This window comes from Anaerobacillus sp. 63XJN7_5_ISO-PGPR-S23-430 (assembly GCF_056173695.1).
The window spans coordinates 4,001,049-4,018,567 of sequence record NZ_CM149686.1 but is presented as its reverse complement, the minus strand read 5'-3'; the positions used below and the strand labels follow the sequence as shown (position 1 = coordinate 4,018,567).

Here is a 17,519-nt window from a genome sequence, read left to right as displayed (position 1 = left end):
GAGGAAGCCCAACATGCGAGGACTTGCGAAAGGTTTAGCTTACACCCTCAAAAATATGACGAAAGAGAAAGTAACCTATAACTATCCGGATCAGCCACTAGCCTTACCAGATCGATTTCGTGGCATTCAGAAGTTTTATCCTGAAAAGTGTATTGTCTGTAATCAATGCGTCGCCATATGTCCAACTGACTGCATCACCTTATCAGGTAAGAAGCATCCAGACCCAAGCAAGAAAGGAAAAATCATCGACACGTATGATATTAACTTCGAAATTTGCATTCTTTGCGACCTTTGCACAGAGGTATGCCCGACCGAAGCGATCATTATGACGAATAATTTCGAGCTTGCCGAATATAGCCGGGATGATCTTTTTAAGAATTTAGAATGGCTCGATGAAAATGACACGAACCTTCGAAAGGAAAATAAAGTATGACCGGAGAGCTGCTCGTCTTTCTTTTCCTATTTCTTGTGACGATTACTGGCGGCTTGCTGATGATTAATCTAACGAAAGTGATTCATATGATGATGGCGTTAGTGCTAACTTTTCTCGGAATTGCTGGACTTTACGTGATGCTTTCAGCAGAATTCGTGGCTGTTGTGCAAGTTCTGATTTATTCTGGCGCTATTACGATCATCATGTTATTTGGCATCATGCTCACGAAGCATTCTGAAGAAGAATCGAAAACAAGCTGGGCAAAGAAAGGGCTCGTTTTAACTGGGATCACCGTATTCTTTCTGATCGTCTTTAAAGGCATTCGTACTGTTTCTCTCGGGCCGCAAGCAGAGAGCTTGCACGAAAATAATACGGAGCAAATAGGTATGATGTTGTTCACAGATTACGTTATTCCATTTGAACTTGTATCTGTGCTCCTACTCGTCGCTCTTGTCGGAGCGATCATTATTGCAAAGAAAGATGATCCCGATGATAAAGAAGGTGAGCAGTCATGAGCTCAATCCCGCTTTCGGCTTTTCTATTAACGGCGTTGATTCTTTTTTGTATCGGTCTCTACGGGGCGTTAACGAAGCGGAACGCCGTCATCGTCCTCATCTCGATCGAGTTAATGCTGAATGCAGTGAACTTAAATCTTGTAGCTTTTGCAAAATATGGCGTAGGTGCTTCGATTCGGGGTCAGGTATTTTCTCTTTTTACCATTACAGTCGCTGCAGCGGAAGCCGCTGTCGGCCTTGCCATTCTCATGGCGCTTTATCGGAACAGGGCTACCGTCAATGTAGATGAAATGAATACACTCAAAAAGTAGCGAAGGGGGTATAAAAGTGGACTATGTCTGGCTTATACCAATGTTGCCGCTTCTATCGTTTCTCATCATTCTATTCACTAGGCCGATTCTTTATCGAAAAGCCGGCGTTGTGGGCACCGTTCTCGCTGGTGCTGCCTTTATTTGTTCCCTTCTCGTGCTTTACAGTCATTTCGTTCAAGGGAACTATCTCGTAGAACACAACTGGCTCTCCATCGATTTAGTGGTGATTACGGTGGGCCTTGAAGTGAATCCGCTAAATGCTTTGATGCTCGTGATCGTCACGCTTGTCAGCTTTCTCGTACATATGTATTCGATCGGTTATATGGCGAATGACGAGCGCTATGCAACGTTCTTTAGTTATCTTGGTCTGTTCACTTTTGCGATGACGGCTTTCGTTCTCTCACCAAACCTCCTTCAACTTTATGTTTTCTGGGAGCTAGTTGGTGTTTGTTCCTTTCTACTAGTAGGTTTTTATTTCTATAAACCAGAAGCAAAGGCAGCTGCAAAAAAAGCTTTTATCGTCACAAGGATTGGAGATATTGGTCTGCTTATTGCGATTTTCCTTCTCTTTTGGCAAACAGGAAGCTTTGAACTCGATGTCATTTTTGAAGCGGCTCAAGCAGGCGATATTGCCCCTTCAATGGTCACGCTAATAGCGATTCTTATTTTCGTAGGGGCGATAGGAAAATCTGGTCAGTTCCCGCTCCACACATGGCTTCCTGATGCGATGGAAGGTCCAACCCCAGTCTCGGCTTTAATCCATGCAGCGACAATGGTTGCTGCGGGTGTTTATCTAGTTGCTGTCATGTATCCACTCTTCGCAAGTTCAGAAACGGCTATGACAACCGTTGCCATAACAGGTGGATTCACCGCCATCTTTGCAGCGACAATCGCCCTTGTCCAGAAAGACATTAAACGCATACTTGCCTACTCAACCATTAGTCAACTAGGGTATATGATGCTTGCCCTTGGTGCAGCGGGCTATACAGCAGGTATTTTCCACCTGACAACTCATGCGTTCTTTAAAGCCTTACTCTTTCTTGCTGCAGGAAGTGTGATCCATGCGGTCCATGAACAAAACATTCATAAAATGGGGGGACTTCGAAAAAAACTGCCTATCACAGCAGTTCTCTTCTTAATAGGTTGCTTATCCATTTCTGGATTTCCGCTATTTGCAGGTTTTTTTAGTAAGGATGAGATACTTGTCGCGACTTATGCGGATGGGCGCTACATTTTATTTGCGATTGCTTTAGTAACCGCTTTTCTGACAGCGTTTTATATGTTTCGCCTTTACTTCCTCGTCTTTTCTGGCACAGGTTCGAGTGAAGCGAAAGAGTCTTCTCGGGTGATGTTGATTCCAATGATTGTCCTTTCGGCTTTGGCTATTGTTGCAGGGTATATTCAGACAACGTGGTTCGGTTCGTTTCTTGGTGACTGGCTAGAAACGAGTCCTTATCCGATATTAGCCAATCATCATTCAGGACCCTCGTGGATTCCGGTCAGTGCGAGTTTGTTAGCCATTGCAGGAATTGGACTCGCCTGGTTCATATATGTAAGAAAAGGCATGGCTCCAGATGAAGGGAGCGAAGTGCATAAGCTGTTAACGCATCAATATTATATCGACGAAATATACGAAGCTACCTTTATAAAAGGAACCCGCGTGATCGGTTATTTCTGGTTGTATTTTGATCGCTTTATTATTGAAGGAGGCGCTCAAGGCATAACGGGAATTGTAAAGCACTTAGGAAAAGTAGGAGCAAGAATTCAATCCGGTCAGGTTCAAACATACGGCACCGTAGCATTCTCTGGTTTAGTGGTCGTGCTCCTATTAATAGCGGTATTTGGGGGGTATTTCTAATGGATGAGTCTTACTTGCTAACGATCTTGATTTTCTCCCCACTACTTGGTGTCATCGTTCTTGCTATGATGCCCTCACAGCATCAATCAATTAAAACAGTTGGCATTCTTGGCACTGTGCTACCACTAACGTTAACGATTTTTGTATTTAGCTTATACGATCGAACAGTATCAGGCGTTCAATTTGCGGAAACACATCAATGGTTTGAGTTAATGACTGCGATTAGTCCCAACGAGCCTTACCCAGTGACTTATGATCTTGGGGTGACAGGGCTATCGCTTCTTTTTCTAATGCTATCTTCATTGATTACGTTTCTCGCCTCACTTGCGGCCCTTCGCATTCAAGAAGGTGTGAAAGGATTTTATATCCTCTTTTTGATACTGGAACTTGGCATTCTCGGCGTTTTTTCAAGCGAAAACTTGTTTTTGTTTTTCTTATTCTTTGAAATGACTCTTGTTGCGATGTTTCTACTTGTAGGGAAATGGGGCGGATATGAGCGGGAAAAAGCAGCCTTCTCTTTCTTAGTTTACAACGGGATAGGCTCGATCCTATTGTTGATTGTCATTATCGTTCTCTTTGTTGAGACGAGAACGACTAATATTAGTGAGCTAACCTCCCTCTTACAAGAGATAGAATCCTATGAAATCATATCTGGAAACACTAGAATGTGGCTGTTTGCCCTGCTGTTACTGGCATTTGGTACAAAGCTTCCAATCGTACCGCTACATACGTGGATGGTACGAGTACACGTGGAGGCTCCAATCGCCATTGTGATGATTCACGCCGGTGTATTACTTAAAATAGGCGCATATGGACTCATACGTTTCGGAGCAGGATTCTTTCCAGAGCAGCTAAAAGAAACGGCAGTTCTTCTAGCTATTCTTGGCGTCATTAATTTGCTGTACGGTGCTTTTATTGCCCTAGTTCAAACAGAACTTCGCGCTGTTCTAGCCTATTCCTCGATTTCGCATATGGGAATTGTCATTCTTGGCGTTGCTTCATTTAATACCGCGGGTCTTCAAGGGGCAGTGTTCCAAACAATTTCTCATGGTCTTATTGCAGCGCTGCTGTTCCTGCTTGTTGGTGTACTGATCGATCGTTTTCACACGACAAAACTTGGAGAATTAGGTGGTATTGCAAGTCAGACGCCCCTTTTTGCAGGTTTTTTCCTGGCAGCCGGGCTGGCATCACTTGGATTACCTGGAATGAGCGGTTTCATCAGTGAATTTCTAGCTTTTTTAGGCTTATTTGAAACGATGCCTGTAATCGGAAGCATAGGCGTGATTGGTCTCATTTTAACAGCGGTTTATATGCTTCGCGCCGTTCTTGCGGTTACTTTTGGTGAAAGACGCCCTGCGTTTGATAAGGAAAGAGATCTATCTGCCGTTGAGCTTGTTCCATCAGCTATTCTTCTCAGTATGATTATTTGGATTGGTGTCTATCCTGCAGTGTTATCTAACACACTTCAAATCGCTCGTACACTCGGGATCGGAGGTTAACGAATGGATATCGATACGTTGCTAGCGTACCAATGGAGCAGTATGATGCCAGAATTCACTATACTAGTAACAGCAGTTGCACTCTCGTTGATCGATCTCTTTATGGATAAAAGGCGAGATAGGTCTATTCTCGTTTGGCTCGCAATCGTCGGCATCGCACTAGCCATTGTCTTTCTTATTTTTCAGTTTGATAATGGAGTTGTCACGATTCTAAATCAAACTTATCGACTGGATTCTTTTGCGAAAGCGTTTAAGCTTCTTATGCTAATTGGGACTGGTTTCGTTATGCTTCTAGGCTTGAAAACGAATGATCTAAGCGAAGTGAAAGGTGAGTACCACTACCTTCTTCTAACGGGTTTACTAGGTGGTATGATGATGGCTTCGAGTGCAGATCTGATTACGCTTTTTGTAGGTCTAGAATTATTAAGCCTATCTTCATATGTTCTAGTGGGAATTCGAAAGAAAGATAAGCTCGCAAATGAAGCGGCGTTTAAATATGTTGTTAATGGCGGTATAGCGACTGCGATTACGCTGTTTGGGATGAGCTATTTATTTGGACTTACTGGAGAGACGAATATATATGAAATTCAAGCGCTAATGGGAAGCGAAGTCGTGACGGAAAATCGTTATCTTGCCGTTTTTGCTTTTCTCATGATATTCGTTGGTCTAGCCTTTAAAATTACGGCCGCTCCGTTTCATATGTGGGCACCAGATGTATACCAGGGAGCCGAAACACCGATTACAGCTTATCTAAGTGTTGTTTCTAAAATAGCCGGATTTGCAATCACACTTAGACTGCTAATGGTACCGTTTGTCTTTGCACCTGGTACGGGAAAAGTGATTACACCAGAGGGAATCAGCTATGAAACGCTACTTGTATCGGTTCGACCTTATCTTGTTCTATTAGCTGTTCTAACAATTCTTATAGGAAATGTGATGGCACTAAGACAGCTGAATGCAAAACGACTTTTGGCTTATTCCAGCATTGCGCACGCAGGGTATCTTCTTGTACCGTTAGCCGCTCTTTCTGAGTTAGTCTTTGATGCGGTGTGGTTTTATCTCGCCGCTTATCTGTTGATGAATCTGGGGGCTTTCGCTGTCATCCATGCCTTGACGGAAAATGATGAGGAGGTCACGGTGGCTTCGTTTGCAGGACTATTTCAGCGAGCGCCGTATGTAACCATTGCTATGACCATCTATCTTCTATCTCTCGCTGGTATCCCGCTCACAGCAGGTTTCATCGGTAAGTTCGAGATTTTCATGAGTGCCCTTGGAACCGAACCGAAGCGATATTTTTTAGTGGTGGCTATGCTAGCGGGCACAGTGCTTTCCTATGTTTATTATTTTGGGCTGTTTATTCAAATGTACTTTCGACCTTCCCAAACAAAAAGGCCGGTTTTGGCATCAAATGGCATCGTCACCGTGCTAGCCATAACGGCAGCTGGAACCGTTTTACTTGGGGTTTTCCCTTCCATTGCGTTATCCTTTATACATGATCATTTTCAATTTCTAGAGATTTTTAATCCTTAGAACAGCAGATCATTCTGCTGTTTTTTTCATGAATGAGTGCATTCCTACCAGATTATGACGAAAATGACTTATTTTGAATTGAAATAATCCCTTTTATAGTGGGAAAGTAGGGTATTCATTTGAGTGGAAATCTTTTATAATAGGCTCTTAGATGGAAAAATGTACGTTTGTCGAATGGTGCACTTGCAGATGGGGGGTAGAGAAGATGACAGAAGCACTGGCGCAACAATCGATTTTAACGATTGTCATTAACCTGGTTTTCATTATGATCACCTGGTGGGCGCTACAAACCGTTCGGTTCGATGTATTCTTTAAAAAACCGAACAGTCCACAGGCGAAAGTCCTCATGATCTTACTAACCCTAAGCATCGGCTCCCTCGCAAGCAGTTTCTTCCTAGATTACTACAACTGGTCACTCCGTCTACAATATTTCTTTTGAAAAATGAAAAGCGAAAACCCCCGTTTAGGCCCGACAAGCGCTGGAACCATTCAGAATGAACACGTTCTTTGTGTTCATTCTGAATGGTGAAGCGATCGAGGGACTGGGGGTTGTAGCTAGACAAAGAAAAGCGAATGCGCCCGTTTAAACCCGACAAGCGCTGGAACCATTCAGCACGAACACATGCGTTCAATCTGAAAGCCGAAGCGACTTAAGGGACTGTGGGCGCAGCAGCTAAACAAACACACCAGCGTTAACATACAGAAGCTTCGTACGGAATTTGTCGGGAACTGACTACAACTTCCATGTATGCACTCCCTCCTCGTGGTCACACTGAAAGATAAGAAGACCTGAACGGGGAGAGGGTTAAGATGAAGCTTCTAATCGGAGTATTATCTATTTTACTTTTAGTGAGTTTTTCAAATGGTACATCGGTCTCAATTGAAGATGACACGGAAGTAAAAGTAACCGAAATGGCGAATGTTTTATTAACCCACAATTATTCAATTGAGGGCTGGTCTCTTTACACACGAGAAAAAGTGAGTTTCATCAAGGAGTCCTTAGGGTACAAAGGTATTACGTCTAAGCTTACAGAAAGAGCACCCGGTTTTTCATGGGGTGATCTGGTAAAAAATGATGGAAATGTAAAAGTAAGTGGGACAAGAATTGATTCTAAGCTAGGTACGAAAGAAACACTGACACTCGTGTCTTATCCAGAAAACAATCGCATTAGCTCTTATCTTATTTACAAAATGGAAATAACAGGATTTTCTCAGGAGGAATGGCGAACAACGTACGAACGTTTTAAGGCACAAAAGACACAATTATACCCGCAAGAATCACCAGTTTTCACTTGTTTTGTAGGCGAGAAAAATGATACAATGAACATTGTTTTGTACAATGAAGCAGACAAGCTGTTAGGAGCTTTTTCCGCTTCAAAAGTAGAAGAAATCAATGAAGAGACGTTTGTATCTCTTTCCGCATACCATGAAGAGTGGGAAGAAGATCTTGTAACGAACAACAAGAGAATGAACATACAAATAGCATTACGCAATACAGGAATAGGCGGCGGAATAACCGCAACAATTGGCACACCAATAATTACGACTGAATATTAATATACAAATAGGACGCGGAGGGGAATACGTTGGAAAAAATCATCGTCCGAGGTGGCAGGAGATTGTCTGGCTCTGTGAAAGTTGAAGGAGCTAAAAATGCAGTCTTGCCCGTCATCACAGCATCTATTTTAGCAGGAGAAGGCACGAGCACGTTAAAAGATGTGCCTGCCCTTTCAGATGTACACACGATAAGTGAAGTATTAAGCTATCTTAATGTTGAGACGCAAATAGAAGGCAACACGATTAAAGTAGACGCAACAAAACCTTTGGAAACAGAGGCACCATTTGAAGCAGTTCGTAAAATGCGAGCTTCGTTTCTTGTAATGGGACCACTTTTGGCCCGTGTGGGTCATGCTCGTATTGCACTACCTGGAGGTTGCGCAATTGGTTCAAGACCAATTGATCAGCATCTTAAAGGGTTTGAAGCGATGGGTGCAGAAGTTACGATTGGTAACGGCTTTATTGAAGCAGGTATTAAAGGAAGACTTCAAGGAGCAAAGATTTATCTTGATTTCCCAAGTGTAGGCGCCACTGAGAACATTATGATGGCTGCTGTACTTGCTGAAGGTACGACAGTAATGGAAAACGTTGCTCAAGAGCCTGAGATCGTTTGTCTTGCAAATTATTTGAACGCTATGGGTGCGAAAGTTCGCGGTGCAGGTACTGCTACAATCCGCATTGAAGGCGTTGAGAAACTAGTTGGAGCAGAGCATGCTGTCATTCCAGACCGTATTGAAGCAGGAACATTCATGGTAGCTGCTGCAATTACTGGTGGTAACGTTCTAATTGAGAATGCTGTATCTGAACATCTTCGTCCACTTATTGCAAAAATGGAAGAAATGGGCGTAGAAATTACAGAAGAAGGTCAGGGACTTCGTATTGTTGGACCTGAAACGCTTAAGCCTGTTGATTTAAAAACAATGCCTCACCCTGGATTCCCGACGGATATGCAATCCCAGATGATGGCGTTGCTACTTCAAGCGAAGGGTACAAGTGTGATTACTGAAACAGTATTTGAAAATCGGTTCATGCACGTGGAAGAATTCCGCCGCATGAATGGTAACATTAAGATTGAAGGACGCGCTGCTATTATCGAAGGGCCTTCTACACTTCAAGGTGCAGAAGTATCCGCTACTGATTTGCGCGCTGGAGCTGCTTTGATTCTTGCAGGACTTGTAGCTGATGGCTACACTCGCGTTGATGAGCTTAAGCACTTGGATCGCGGTTACGTGAACTTCTCTGGAAAGCTTGCAAGTCTTGGAGCTGACGTTGAACGCGTAACAGTTGATGAAGATGCAAAGCCTGCAACAGAAACAACTGAAGAGCAATCAGTTAACATGAAACCAAAATTTGCATAATCTAATAATAAAGAAAAAAAGGAGGCCACTGGCCTCCTTTTTTGTATGCAACCAAAATAAATACTATATTTAATGACTGACAGATTATTGGTAAAAAACGTTTTGGCTGCTAGCATTTCTGTTCTAAATGGTTGTCCAACTCCATACGATGATAGGGGTAAACAATCGAGAAGGAGGCATGCGGATGAAGCGAATGGTAGGTTCACTTATTCTATTTGCAGCGATTCTAATCCTTCTTCCATCTATCCTGGTTTTACCTTTTGGAACAACGGAGATGAAGCAACCAGTAAGTGAAGGAAATCAGATGGCTGAGAAGAAGGTGGCAGAAGTGGTGGAAGTGGAAGTTCCGGTCTATCGTTCAGCAAAGACTGTGACGACGAGCATACCGATCGAAGATTATGTAAAAGGCGTTGTTGCTGCTGAGATGCCTACAGATTTCAATATGGAAGCTTTAAAGGCTCAAGCTCTCACAGCGAGAACATTTGTCGTAACAAAGCTCACAAACCCTCCTGCGGACCTTCCCGATCAAGCGGTTGTAACGGATACGGTTCAGGATCAGGTATATAGAGATGAAGCCGAGCTTAAGAAAGCATGGGGCAAAGACTTTGAAGAGAAATATGCAAGAATAGAAGAAGCAGTTCAAGCCACGGCAGGGCAAATTTTAACGTATGATGGGAATCCGATTTATGCTTCCTTTTTCTCAACAAGCAACGGCTATACCGAGAATTCGGAAGATTATTGGGAAAATAAAGCTCCGTACTTAAGAAGTGTCGAAAGTCCTTGGGACGTTGATTCTCCAAAGTATGAAGACAAAGCGACGTTTACAGTAGCCGACTTCGAAAAGAAGTTAGGAGTCACGCTCACTAATGACCAATCGATTGGAACGATCAAAAACTTGACGGAAGGTAAAAGAGTTGCGGAAGTTTCAATAAATGGGAAGCAGTTTACAGGAAGAGAAGTCAGGGACCTTCTTGGCCTTCGTTCTTCTGACTTCACATGGGACCGGAGCGGCGATACGATTACTGTTTCCACGAAAGGATTTGGGCACGGCGTAGGCATGAGTCAATATGGAGCTAATGGAATGGCTGAGGACGGCAGTGCTTACTCTGATATCGTTAAATATTATTATCAAGGTGTTGCCATTAGTGAAATGGAAAAATACGTGACGAATTTTACAGCCCAAAGATAAAAGGCCGCATTTAATGCGGCCTTTTATCTTTGGGTAAGTTTTGTGAATAGCTATTATTTGAAGAAGGATAACTTAAATTTTTTCTCTTGTTTTCCGATAAGTGTTGTCCAATTTTTTACGAAAGCTGGCTCACGGTACTCCTTATCTACTTCGATCTTGCCAAATAATTTATCCTTAACTTGTACCATTGCTTCAGACAAAGCCTCAATATTATTTTTTTCAACCATAAGTCCGTTTTCCTGGTCTTTTATTAAATCTCTTGGTCCGTATTTAATATCATAAGCTACAACTGGGCAACCATTGTTTAGGCTTTCCATGATAACGAGTCCAAACCCTTCGTACTGACTTGGCAGGAAAGATGCTTTTGCAGTAGCAAATACGCTTTCTGGGTCATCTGTTAGCCCTTTTAAGAAAATGTGCTTTTCAAGCTGATATTCTTTGATTTTTTCTTCGAGCTTTTCTTTCATCGGGCCTTCACCATATATATCAAGAGTGAAAGTAGACAGCTGTTCTCTAGCCAATTGGAAGGCTTCGATTAAATGGTCAGGTTGCTTCACATCAGTTAAGCGACCGATGAAAACAAATTTATTTTCACGCTCTCCCTTCAGATTTAAGGTTGATGGCGCGATAGAATGCGGGATAATGCAAATCTTTTCATTGTTAAAAATTAAATGAGAGAGATCGTTTTTTTGCTCTTGGGTTAACGCGACGATATGATCAACTTCATCTGCATGGTCGATAATATATTGATAAGATGATTTGATATCATTGATATCTTCACTTTGTAAGTGTGTATTATGAAGAATTGCGATTTTCGTAAGATCGTTACCTTTCAGCTCACACATAGGTTTATCAAGAAGACGAGCGTCATTGATAATGGTAGAAGAATCCTCAATCATCTGCTCCAGGCAATAGCGGAAGAAATCTTTTTCTGTTTTAAATTCAAGGATGCCTTTTTCAGTGAAATGATGGATACGGATAATCTTGTTGTCACTCGTCCCATCGTATGTTTGGTTAACATAAGCATGTCCGCGATCATCATAATAGATTTCTTCAAGCTTATTTGTCGTCCCTTGTTTGTAATTGATCTTCCGATGGCATTTTCCTCGTTTATTAAATTCCTTTCGACACGCACGTTTGCGATTATAAGGATCCATAAAATCAATGAATTTAAGTGATCCATCTTCCGAATCGTAACTCTTATAAAGAACGTATTCGCCGTTTTCAAAATAGCGATAGGCTTTATTCTTTTTAATTTCACGATACGTAAGTCCTTCTTCCTCAAGTGGTTGTTCGACTCTATCACCAGAATAAGAACGATCGGCAAGATAGTCGTAGATGTTCATCATTTTCACCGAACGCGGTACTTTGTTTTCACTATAATATTGCTCATATATGTCCCCATAGTAAGGATTATAATTTGTTGTAATAATGGTATAGTTCAGGTCAGCCTGTTCTACTAATTTCTTAGTACGATCGAGGAGGGACTTTGTTCTGCCTCCAAATTGCTCGGGCAGTGTTGATGTAATGACGTAATTCATAATAGAGTAATCCCCTTCATTCTCGTCTTGAATAAATCAAAACGGATTTTAGTGCCAAAAGTGTTGTTAAAGGTTATATACCCTCATATTCAAGTAATCATTCTTACAAACAGATAACAAAATATAAAACAAGAAATAATGGCATATATAGAAAAATACGCCTAAAATCGTAAGTAAATACTGGGAAAACCGAATTCATGAATAAAAACATCCCCCTTATCAAAAAATAAATAGACATTTTTTTAGGAACATGTATATAAATCTCGCAACCTGACCACAATGTTGCTGAGGTGATGAACAAATGGGAGACGAAAAACAACGATCTCATCCTGTTGAAAAAAGCGCTTCTAAATGGCAGAAGCTAGCAAGGAAACGCTGGATCTATCCGGCAGTCTATCTTGGTTTTGCAGCAATTGTTCTTGCAGCCGTTCTTTGGATGCAAGGTGGGCAAGAAAATGCTGGCCCGAAAGATTTAAGCGGAATTGATGAAGAAAGAAGTGCCTTTGACACTAATGACGAGTCCGTTCCAGTCCTTGGTGATTCAGAAGTCTTTAAAGTACCTGCATCCGAAGATAGTGGTGTATTTGTGCAGAAACAATTCTATGACACATCAGCTAGCACGCAAGAACAACAAGCAGCCCTTGTTTTCTATAATAATACCTACTACCAAAATGCAGGAATTGACTACGCTAGTGAAGATGGAGCAAGCTTTGAAGTTAAAGCTGCTATGAGTGGAAAGGTTGTTAAAGTATCAGACGACCAGCTGCTAGGAAATGTAGTTCATTTAGAACATGCAGATGGGGTTGTTACTGTCTATGAATCGCTTGAAGCAGTTGAAGTGGCAGAAGGCGATAAAGTGAAGCAAGGCGATAAGCTTGGTAAGGCTGGAACAAACACATTTGATACAGACGCTGGTGTACACGTACACTTTGAAGTTCGTAAAGATGGTACTCCAGTTAACCCACTTGATGTTTTTAATCAACCTTCTTCAGCAATTGAAGGTCCAGAAAAAGCTGGAAATGAAGTTTCCAACCCATCAGCCTCAGAAGGTACTGATGTTGAGAACAAAGACAACAGTACAGAATCCGAAATGGATGCTGAGAAAGACGCCGAAGATGATGCAAAGAGTGCTGACGAGGATAAATCCGACGAGCAAAATAACAATGAGCAGAAATCGGATGATCAAAAATCAGATACAAAGGATTCAGAGTAACAGAAATCCCCGAGCAATCGGGGTTTTTTTATTTGTTTACAATTCAACATGACATCGTTCGACCTTTCCCGGGAAATAGCATGCTAATTCCAGTTTTATTGCTTAAAAAAGCATTGAAATTGCTCTGAATCTTGAGGATTAAAGAAATCAATTAGTAAATAATCGCATGCAAAGATGCGAAGAGAAATTCTATAGAAGAGGTTCTTTTAGGAAATGATTTAGCATACAAAAAAGGCAAAAATCGCTCATTATAAGAAAATTTAAATAAAATCCCTTGTCCCTCTTGACTTTTTGGTATATAACCACCTTTGCCTTAATAAAATGTTACAAAACTTAGTAAATGAGGGGCAGAGGTGAGAAGTTGTGGTAAGGCTTCGAAGTATTCTTGCATGCAATACTCCTGACATCATGTAGGTCGACCTGATGACTAGAGCTTCGTAGCATGATCACTTTATCAGTCTCATTTCGCATCTCTCACATCCAATTTAGGGAGGCGAGTGGTGTGCACGATTACATCAAAGAGCGAACCATCAAGATTGGAAATTACATCGTGGAGACTAAGAAAACGGTGAGGGTGATCGCCAAAGAGTTTGGAGTGTCCAAAAGTACCGTTCATAAGGATTTAACAGAACGGCTTCCCGAAATTAATCCGGACCTCGCCAATGAGGTGAAGGGGATTCTCGAGTATCATAAATCGATACGCCATCTCCGCGGCGGCGAAGCGACGAGAATAAAATATAGAAAGGATACGGAAAAAGAAGAAGCTGTCAAATAATACGCCTGAAAACGACATTTTTTTCTAAATACTTTCTTCCTGGTTCTTTATTTGTGGTACAATATACTAATGGATAAGTAGTTTAAACATACTAGGACTGAGACAATAGATGAGTGAAAGAATACAGGGAGGATAAGTCATGTTTTCACGTGATATTGGGATTGATTTAGGTACCGCGAACGTACTGATTTATGTGAAAGGCAGAGGCATAGTGTTGGATGAACCTTCTGTCGTGGCATTAGACACTGGTACTGGAAGAGCACTTGCTGTAGGTGAAGAAGCAAGACAAATGGTTGGCCGGACTCCTGGAAACATCGTTGCAACACGTCCATTGAAAGATGGCGTTATTGCAGACTTCGATATTACAGAAGTGATGCTGAGACATTTCTTGAACAAAATTAATGTAAAAAGCTTTCTATCTAAACCGCGTATTCTAATTTGTACGCCAACAAACATTACGTCTGTTGAAAAGAAAGCGATTAAAGAAGCTGCTGAAAAAAGCGGTGGAAAACAAATTTTCCTTGAAGAAGAACCAAAAGTAGCAGCGATTGGCGCTGGTATGGATATATTTCAGCCAAGCGGTAATATGGTTGTGGACATTGGCGGTGGAACGACGGATATCGCAGTTCTTTCAATGGGCGATATTGTCACCGCCTCTTCCATTAAAATGGCAGGGGACAAGTTCGATTACGAAATCCTGGATTACATCAAGAAAACGTATAAGCTTCTCATAGGGGAGCGGACAGCAGAACAAATTAAGATTAACGTAGCAACGGTATTTCCAGGCGGCCGGAAAGAAGAACTTGATATTCGTGGACGAGATATGGTTTCAGGACTTCCACGCACGATCACAGTGAAATCTGATGAAATTCAGCAGGCCCTTCAGGAGCCAATTACACATATGGTAATGGCCGCGAAGAGCGTACTTGAAAGAACTCCTCCAGAGCTTTCAGCAGATATTATTGACCGTGGTGTCATCATGACAGGCGGGGGTGCTTTGCTTCACGGTATTGATCAGCTATTCGCTGAAGAGCTAATGGTACCTGTACTCATTGCCGAAGAGCCAATGAGCTGCGTTGCAAAAGGGACAGGCCTCATGCTTGAGCATATTGACAAAATTGCAAAGAAAAAATTAGTCTAAATTAGAACGGAAACTATTCGTAAGGGTGTAATCATAATGGCGAACAACCATGAAAAGGTGAACCAGACCTCAGAGCATAAGGAACTTCCTAATGAAGAGGCCATAAAAACGAATAAGAATAAAGAAATTAAAGAGCGTAAGCCAAGGATTCGGTTAATTCCAATCTGGCTACGCCTTCTTCTCGTTGCCCTATTGCTCGTCGCTTCACTTGTAGCAGGTGCGATGATCGGTTACGGTGTCATTGGAGACGGAAGCCCTGCAGACGTCTTTAAGAAGAGTACATGGGTAAAGATTAGTGATATCGTCAAAAAAGAAGAGTAACAGTTAGGAGAATGAATTATGTTAGATAGTCAGGACATTAAGAAGATTATCCCGCATCGTTACCCTTTTCTGCTCGTTGATCGAATTCTTGAAGTAGAAGAAGAAGTAAGAGCAGTTGGTATTAAGAACGTAACAGCGAATGAAGAGTTCTTTAATGGACATTTTCCAGATTACCCTGTTATGCCAGGTGTGTTAATCGTTGAAGCACTTGCTCAGGTAGGTGCTGTCGCGATGCTGAAGAAGGAAGATAATCAAGGCAAGTTAGCTTTCTTTACTGGTATTGACAAATGTCGCTTTAAAAAACAGGTTAAACCGGGAGATCAGCTTCGTCTCGAAGTTGAAATCATTCGTATCAAAGGACCGATCGGCAAAGGTAAAGCAACAGCAACAGTGGACGGCGAAGTTGCAGCTGAAGCCGAGATTATGTTTGCATTGAAGTAGGACAAGCAAACCCCTATTTCCGTAATTTATACGGAAATAGGGGTTTTTTGGAGTGTGAAGTTCACTTTAGTAGAGGCTCGATGATGACTCAAATGTTGATGTAATGTTAAACGATCATAGAGACTATGTAAATTCTAACAAATACCCTTTTTTACCTGCTATGATTTACTCAACCGCTACATAGCGGTAAAACTTATCGAGTTCAGGGAGGAATTTTGGAAATGAATAATAAGAAATTCATGCTCAAAATTGCAACTTCGTTAGTAGCTGTAATGTTAATCACAGCGTGTAACAGCGGTGAAAATGATTCTGAGAACGGCAATAACTCTATGAACAATGGAACCAACACCGAAGAGCCAACGGCTAACGAAAACTCTGAGAACTCTGCTGAATAAGAACTTTCTCTCCTGTCCTTCGTGGACAGGAGTTTCATATTTCAATAGAAATTCGATTTTAAGTAGTTGTTTTATTCATCATTGCCATGATGGAGTTGCCACTTTTTAAACTCTAAATAGTCTGCGAAATCTTTTTTTGTAATACCTGAGCGCATCGCTTCTTCGATTAATTCTTTCCACTCCGTGTCGAGTGCCGGCTCCTCGTGATCTTCTTCTAATATGAACACTTCCATAGGAACCTTTAATTCTGCCGCTATTTTTTCAAGAAATTGAATAGAAGGATTAGCCTGTTGATTTCGTTCAATCGAACTTAAATAAGACTTGGCAACCCCTGCCCGTTTAGCGAGTTCAGTTAAAGACAGTCCCATACGATTCCGATAAAGTTTAATTTTTTCCCCTATCATCCCTTTACCTCGACTTTATCATTATTTATTGTGTTAATTTTATCAAGAACAATTTGTTCTGTAAACAGAACAAATGTCGTGTTTTTATATTAATTTTCTAAAAGTCTCTTTGAACAAAATATTTAAAATTTAAGAACGAGAGAGTATTTGGTAGGATATAGAAGATTATAAGCTGATAACAGTCTTATATAAAGAATTTTCAGTCTTTTTAATCTTCCAAAATAAGACTATATTAGATGTACATTCTAAATAAAGAACAAAACGTTCTTTATTAATGTCGTTTATTGCTGAATTATATAAGGGGGATGGGGAATGAAAACGTATACTGACGAAAAATTGGATCAGGAATGGGTGACCCTTATTTCAATTGCAAGAAGAATGGGATTATCTAAGGAGGAAGTGAAGGATTTTCTAATCAATTCCTCAAAAAAATAAGGAGGAATGATGGTGATCAAATTAGGGGAAGGGACTTTTGTCTCTTATATTTTAGGGAAGAGGATTAAAATCATTGCGGTTGATAAACAGATCGCCAAACTCTACATCAATGACGAATATAAAGGGAAGTGCGATTTATCTTTTATTCTAGAGAAAATCCACGGACTTGAAAATAAAGAACAAGACATCAAAGGAATAATCCGAGATGAACAGAAAATGTACGATGAACTTAGGGAGATTATACAAAACCAAAATATATCGTCTCATTATGAATAAAGGGAAAACGTAGGAGCAGTTTTTTGTTATTTATTTAGCATGGATTAACGCTCTTGATGGATTTATCACATATTGTGGAGTTCAAAATGGATGGATCGGAGAAGTGAATCCATTAATGCGAATGCTATTTCAAATGGATCCACTTGTTATCCTAATGTATAAATAGGTTTGTCTCTTTTTTTGATCGCCTTACTTTTAAAATTTCATCACTTTAAATCCGGTTTAATACGGATTTTATTAATCGTGGCTTCAACATTATATTCTTTCATATTGTGTATCCACGGCTATTAGGTATATATCCTGTTAACTAAATAGATAAGAGCCTAC

21 protein-coding genes are annotated in these 17,519 nt (G+C 41.1%); 19 read left to right on the top strand and 2 right to left on the bottom strand.

The genetic code is table 11. The annotated features are described in order from the left end of the window. Nucleotides 1–13: 13 nt before the first annotated feature. The 10 genes from nuoI (at nucleotide 14) to spoIID (ending at nucleotide 10,250) form a co-directional block, all read left to right on the top strand. The gene (gene nuoI, locus AC0VYJ_RS20650) at nucleotides 14–433 is read left to right on the top strand and encodes an NADH-quinone oxidoreductase subunit NuoI (protein WP_194218398.1); all 420 of its coding nucleotides are present in this window, start codon (nucleotides 14–16) and stop codon (nucleotides 431–433) included. Then, nucleotides 430–948: an NADH-quinone oxidoreductase subunit J gene (locus tag AC0VYJ_RS20645; RefSeq protein WP_194218399.1), complete on the top strand. Its 519-nt coding sequence runs from the start codon at nucleotides 430–432 to the stop codon at nucleotides 946–948. The genes nuoI and AC0VYJ_RS20645 overlap by 4 nt, the downstream gene beginning before the upstream one ends. Next, nucleotides 945–1,259 (top strand): NADH-quinone oxidoreductase subunit NuoK, encoded by a 315-nt coding sequence (gene nuoK / locus AC0VYJ_RS20640; RefSeq protein ID WP_194218400.1) that lies wholly within the window; start codon nucleotides 945–947, stop codon nucleotides 1,257–1,259. The genes AC0VYJ_RS20645 and nuoK overlap by 4 nt, the downstream gene beginning before the upstream one ends. Before the next feature lie 16 nt (nucleotides 1,260–1,275). Continuing rightward, a complete protein-coding gene (gene nuoL / locus AC0VYJ_RS20635) occupies nucleotides 1,276–3,117 on the top strand; it encodes an NADH-quinone oxidoreductase subunit L (RefSeq protein ID WP_475366144.1) in 1,842 nt (613 codons plus the stop codon). Beyond that, a complete protein-coding gene (locus AC0VYJ_RS20630) occupies nucleotides 3,117–4,616 on the top strand; it encodes a complex I subunit 4 family protein (protein ID WP_475366143.1) in 1,500 nt (499 codons plus the stop codon). The genes nuoL and AC0VYJ_RS20630 overlap by 1 nt, the downstream gene beginning before the upstream one ends. Before the next feature lie 3 nt (nucleotides 4,617–4,619). Further along, on the top strand, nucleotides 4,620–6,146 hold the full coding sequence (gene nuoN, locus AC0VYJ_RS20625) for an NADH-quinone oxidoreductase subunit NuoN (RefSeq protein ID WP_475366142.1): 1,527 nt from the start codon (nucleotides 4,620–4,622) through the stop codon (nucleotides 6,144–6,146). A gap of 205 nt (nucleotides 6,147–6,351) precedes the next feature. Beyond that, nucleotides 6,352–6,585, top strand: a complete 234-nt coding sequence (locus AC0VYJ_RS20620) for a DUF1146 family protein (RefSeq protein ID WP_098445370.1) — start codon at nucleotides 6,352–6,354, stop codon at nucleotides 6,583–6,585. Nucleotides 6,586–6,956: 371 nt separating this feature from the next. After that, the gene (locus AC0VYJ_RS20615) at nucleotides 6,957–7,703 is read left to right on the top strand and encodes a YwmB family TATA-box binding protein (RefSeq protein WP_475366141.1); all 747 of its coding nucleotides are present in this window, start codon (nucleotides 6,957–6,959) and stop codon (nucleotides 7,701–7,703) included. A gap of 29 nt (nucleotides 7,704–7,732) precedes the next feature. Then, nucleotides 7,733–9,061, top strand: coding sequence for a UDP-N-acetylglucosamine 1-carboxyvinyltransferase (murA, locus tag AC0VYJ_RS20610; RefSeq protein WP_430245331.1), 1,329 nt, complete (start codon nucleotides 7,733–7,735; stop codon nucleotides 9,059–9,061). Nucleotides 9,062–9,245: 184 nt separating this feature from the next. Then, entirely contained in the window at nucleotides 9,246–10,250 is a 1,005-nt protein-coding gene (gene spoIID, locus AC0VYJ_RS20605) for a stage II sporulation protein D (RefSeq protein ID WP_430245333.1), read from the top strand. Between the two features lie 53 nt (nucleotides 10,251–10,303). Here the strand turns inward: spoIID and AC0VYJ_RS20600 are convergent, their stop codons facing one another. Then, on the bottom strand, nucleotides 10,304–11,791 hold the full coding sequence (locus tag AC0VYJ_RS20600) for a glycosyltransferase (protein WP_475366140.1): 1,488 nt from the start codon (nucleotides 11,789–11,791) through the stop codon (nucleotides 10,304–10,306). A gap of 301 nt (nucleotides 11,792–12,092) precedes the next feature. On the opposite strand from AC0VYJ_RS20600, the gene AC0VYJ_RS20595 reads away from it, so the two are divergent. The 6 genes from AC0VYJ_RS20595 to AC0VYJ_RS20570 all read left to right on the top strand — a co-directional run bounded on the left by AC0VYJ_RS20595 (nucleotide 12,093) and on the right by AC0VYJ_RS20570 (nucleotide 16,077). After that, the gene (locus AC0VYJ_RS20595; RefSeq protein ID WP_194218408.1) at nucleotides 12,093–13,004 is read left to right on the top strand and encodes a M23 family metallopeptidase; all 912 of its coding nucleotides are present in this window, start codon (nucleotides 12,093–12,095) and stop codon (nucleotides 13,002–13,004) included. A gap of 502 nt (nucleotides 13,005–13,506) precedes the next feature. Further along, entirely contained in the window at nucleotides 13,507–13,779 is a 273-nt protein-coding gene (gene spoIIID / locus AC0VYJ_RS20590; protein WP_048311390.1) for a sporulation transcriptional regulator SpoIIID, read from the top strand. Between the two features lie 139 nt (nucleotides 13,780–13,918). Next, complete coding sequence (mreB, locus tag AC0VYJ_RS20585; protein WP_194218409.1) at nucleotides 13,919–14,920, top strand: rod shape-determining protein; 1,002 nt, start codon at nucleotides 13,919–13,921, stop codon at nucleotides 14,918–14,920. A gap of 36 nt (nucleotides 14,921–14,956) precedes the next feature. Then, nucleotides 14,957–15,241, top strand: coding sequence for a DNA-directed RNA polymerase subunit beta (locus AC0VYJ_RS20580; protein WP_475366139.1), 285 nt, complete (start codon nucleotides 14,957–14,959; stop codon nucleotides 15,239–15,241). An 18-nt stretch (nucleotides 15,242–15,259) separates the two neighbouring features. After that, nucleotides 15,260–15,682 (top strand): 3-hydroxyacyl-ACP dehydratase FabZ, encoded by a 423-nt coding sequence (gene fabZ / locus AC0VYJ_RS20575; protein ID WP_194218411.1) that lies wholly within the window; start codon nucleotides 15,260–15,262, stop codon nucleotides 15,680–15,682. Nucleotides 15,683–15,903: 221 nt separating this feature from the next. Continuing rightward, nucleotides 15,904–16,077 carry a hypothetical protein gene (locus AC0VYJ_RS20570; protein WP_475366138.1) on the top strand — a complete coding sequence of 58 codons (174 nt, stop codon included), beginning with the start codon at nucleotides 15,904–15,906 and terminating at the stop codon, nucleotides 16,075–16,077. A gap of 71 nt (nucleotides 16,078–16,148) precedes the next feature. On the opposite strand, the gene AC0VYJ_RS20565 is transcribed toward AC0VYJ_RS20570, so the two are convergent. Further along, nucleotides 16,149–16,481 (bottom strand): helix-turn-helix domain-containing protein, encoded by a 333-nt coding sequence (locus AC0VYJ_RS20565; RefSeq protein ID WP_430245758.1) that lies wholly within the window; start codon nucleotides 16,479–16,481, stop codon nucleotides 16,149–16,151. A gap of 312 nt (nucleotides 16,482–16,793) precedes the next feature. Between AC0VYJ_RS20565 and AC0VYJ_RS20560 the strand changes: the two genes are divergently transcribed. The 3 genes from AC0VYJ_RS20560 to AC0VYJ_RS20550 are packed head-to-tail and all read left to right on the top strand — an operon-like array spanning nucleotide 16,794 to nucleotide 17,358. After that, the gene (locus tag AC0VYJ_RS20560) at nucleotides 16,794–16,916 is read left to right on the top strand and encodes an anti-repressor SinI family protein (RefSeq protein WP_226615716.1); all 123 of its coding nucleotides are present in this window, start codon (nucleotides 16,794–16,796) and stop codon (nucleotides 16,914–16,916) included. A 12-nt stretch (nucleotides 16,917–16,928) separates the two neighbouring features. Next, entirely contained in the window at nucleotides 16,929–17,192 is a 264-nt protein-coding gene (locus tag AC0VYJ_RS20555; RefSeq protein WP_475366137.1) for a hypothetical protein, read from the top strand. 28 nt (nucleotides 17,193–17,220) lie between these two features. Further along, complete coding sequence (locus AC0VYJ_RS20550; protein ID WP_475367532.1) at nucleotides 17,221–17,358, top strand: DUF5658 family protein; 138 nt, start codon at nucleotides 17,221–17,223, stop codon at nucleotides 17,356–17,358. The last annotated feature ends 161 nt before the right edge of the window (nucleotides 17,359–17,519 follow it).

What these genes read in the sequence shown, in the direction of transcription:
- spoIID (WP_430245333.1), top strand. Translation starts at nt 9,246, where the DNA reads ATGAAGCGAATGGTAGGTTCACTTATTCTATTTGCAGCGATTCTAATC.
- AC0VYJ_RS20615 (WP_475366141.1), top strand. Translation starts at nt 6,957, where the DNA reads ATGAAGCTTCTAATCGGAGTATTATCTATTTTACTTTTAGTGAGTTTT.
- AC0VYJ_RS20620 (WP_098445370.1), top strand. Translation starts at nt 6,352, where the DNA reads ATGACAGAAGCACTGGCGCAACAATCGATTTTAACGATTGTCATTAAC.
- AC0VYJ_RS20565 (WP_430245758.1), bottom strand. Translation starts at nt 16,481, where the DNA reads ATGATAGGGGAAAAAATTAAACTTTATCGGAATCGTATGGGACTGTCT.
- AC0VYJ_RS20580 (WP_475366139.1), top strand. Translation starts at nt 14,957, where the DNA reads ATGGCGAACAACCATGAAAAGGTGAACCAGACCTCAGAGCATAAGGAA.
- AC0VYJ_RS20600 (WP_475366140.1), bottom strand. Translation starts at nt 11,791, where the DNA reads ATGAATTACGTCATTACATCAACACTGCCCGAGCAATTTGGAGGCAGA.
- mreB (WP_194218409.1), top strand. Translation starts at nt 13,919, where the DNA reads ATGTTTTCACGTGATATTGGGATTGATTTAGGTACCGCGAACGTACTG.
- AC0VYJ_RS20645 (WP_194218399.1), top strand. Translation starts at nt 430, where the DNA reads ATGACCGGAGAGCTGCTCGTCTTTCTTTTCCTATTTCTTGTGACGATT.
- nuoK (WP_194218400.1), top strand. Translation starts at nt 945, where the DNA reads ATGAGCTCAATCCCGCTTTCGGCTTTTCTATTAACGGCGTTGATTCTT.
- AC0VYJ_RS20570 (WP_475366138.1), top strand. Translation starts at nt 15,904, where the DNA reads ATGAATAATAAGAAATTCATGCTCAAAATTGCAACTTCGTTAGTAGCT.
- AC0VYJ_RS20630 (WP_475366143.1), top strand. Translation starts at nt 3,117, where the DNA reads ATGGATGAGTCTTACTTGCTAACGATCTTGATTTTCTCCCCACTACTT.
- AC0VYJ_RS20595 (WP_194218408.1), top strand. Translation starts at nt 12,093, where the DNA reads ATGGGAGACGAAAAACAACGATCTCATCCTGTTGAAAAAAGCGCTTCT.
- nuoI (WP_194218398.1), top strand. Translation starts at nt 14, where the DNA reads ATGCGAGGACTTGCGAAAGGTTTAGCTTACACCCTCAAAAATATGACG.
- nuoN (WP_475366142.1), top strand. Translation starts at nt 4,620, where the DNA reads ATGGATATCGATACGTTGCTAGCGTACCAATGGAGCAGTATGATGCCA.
- AC0VYJ_RS20560 (WP_226615716.1), top strand. Translation starts at nt 16,794, where the DNA reads ATGAAAACGTATACTGACGAAAAATTGGATCAGGAATGGGTGACCCTT.
- fabZ (WP_194218411.1), top strand. Translation starts at nt 15,260, where the DNA reads ATGTTAGATAGTCAGGACATTAAGAAGATTATCCCGCATCGTTACCCT.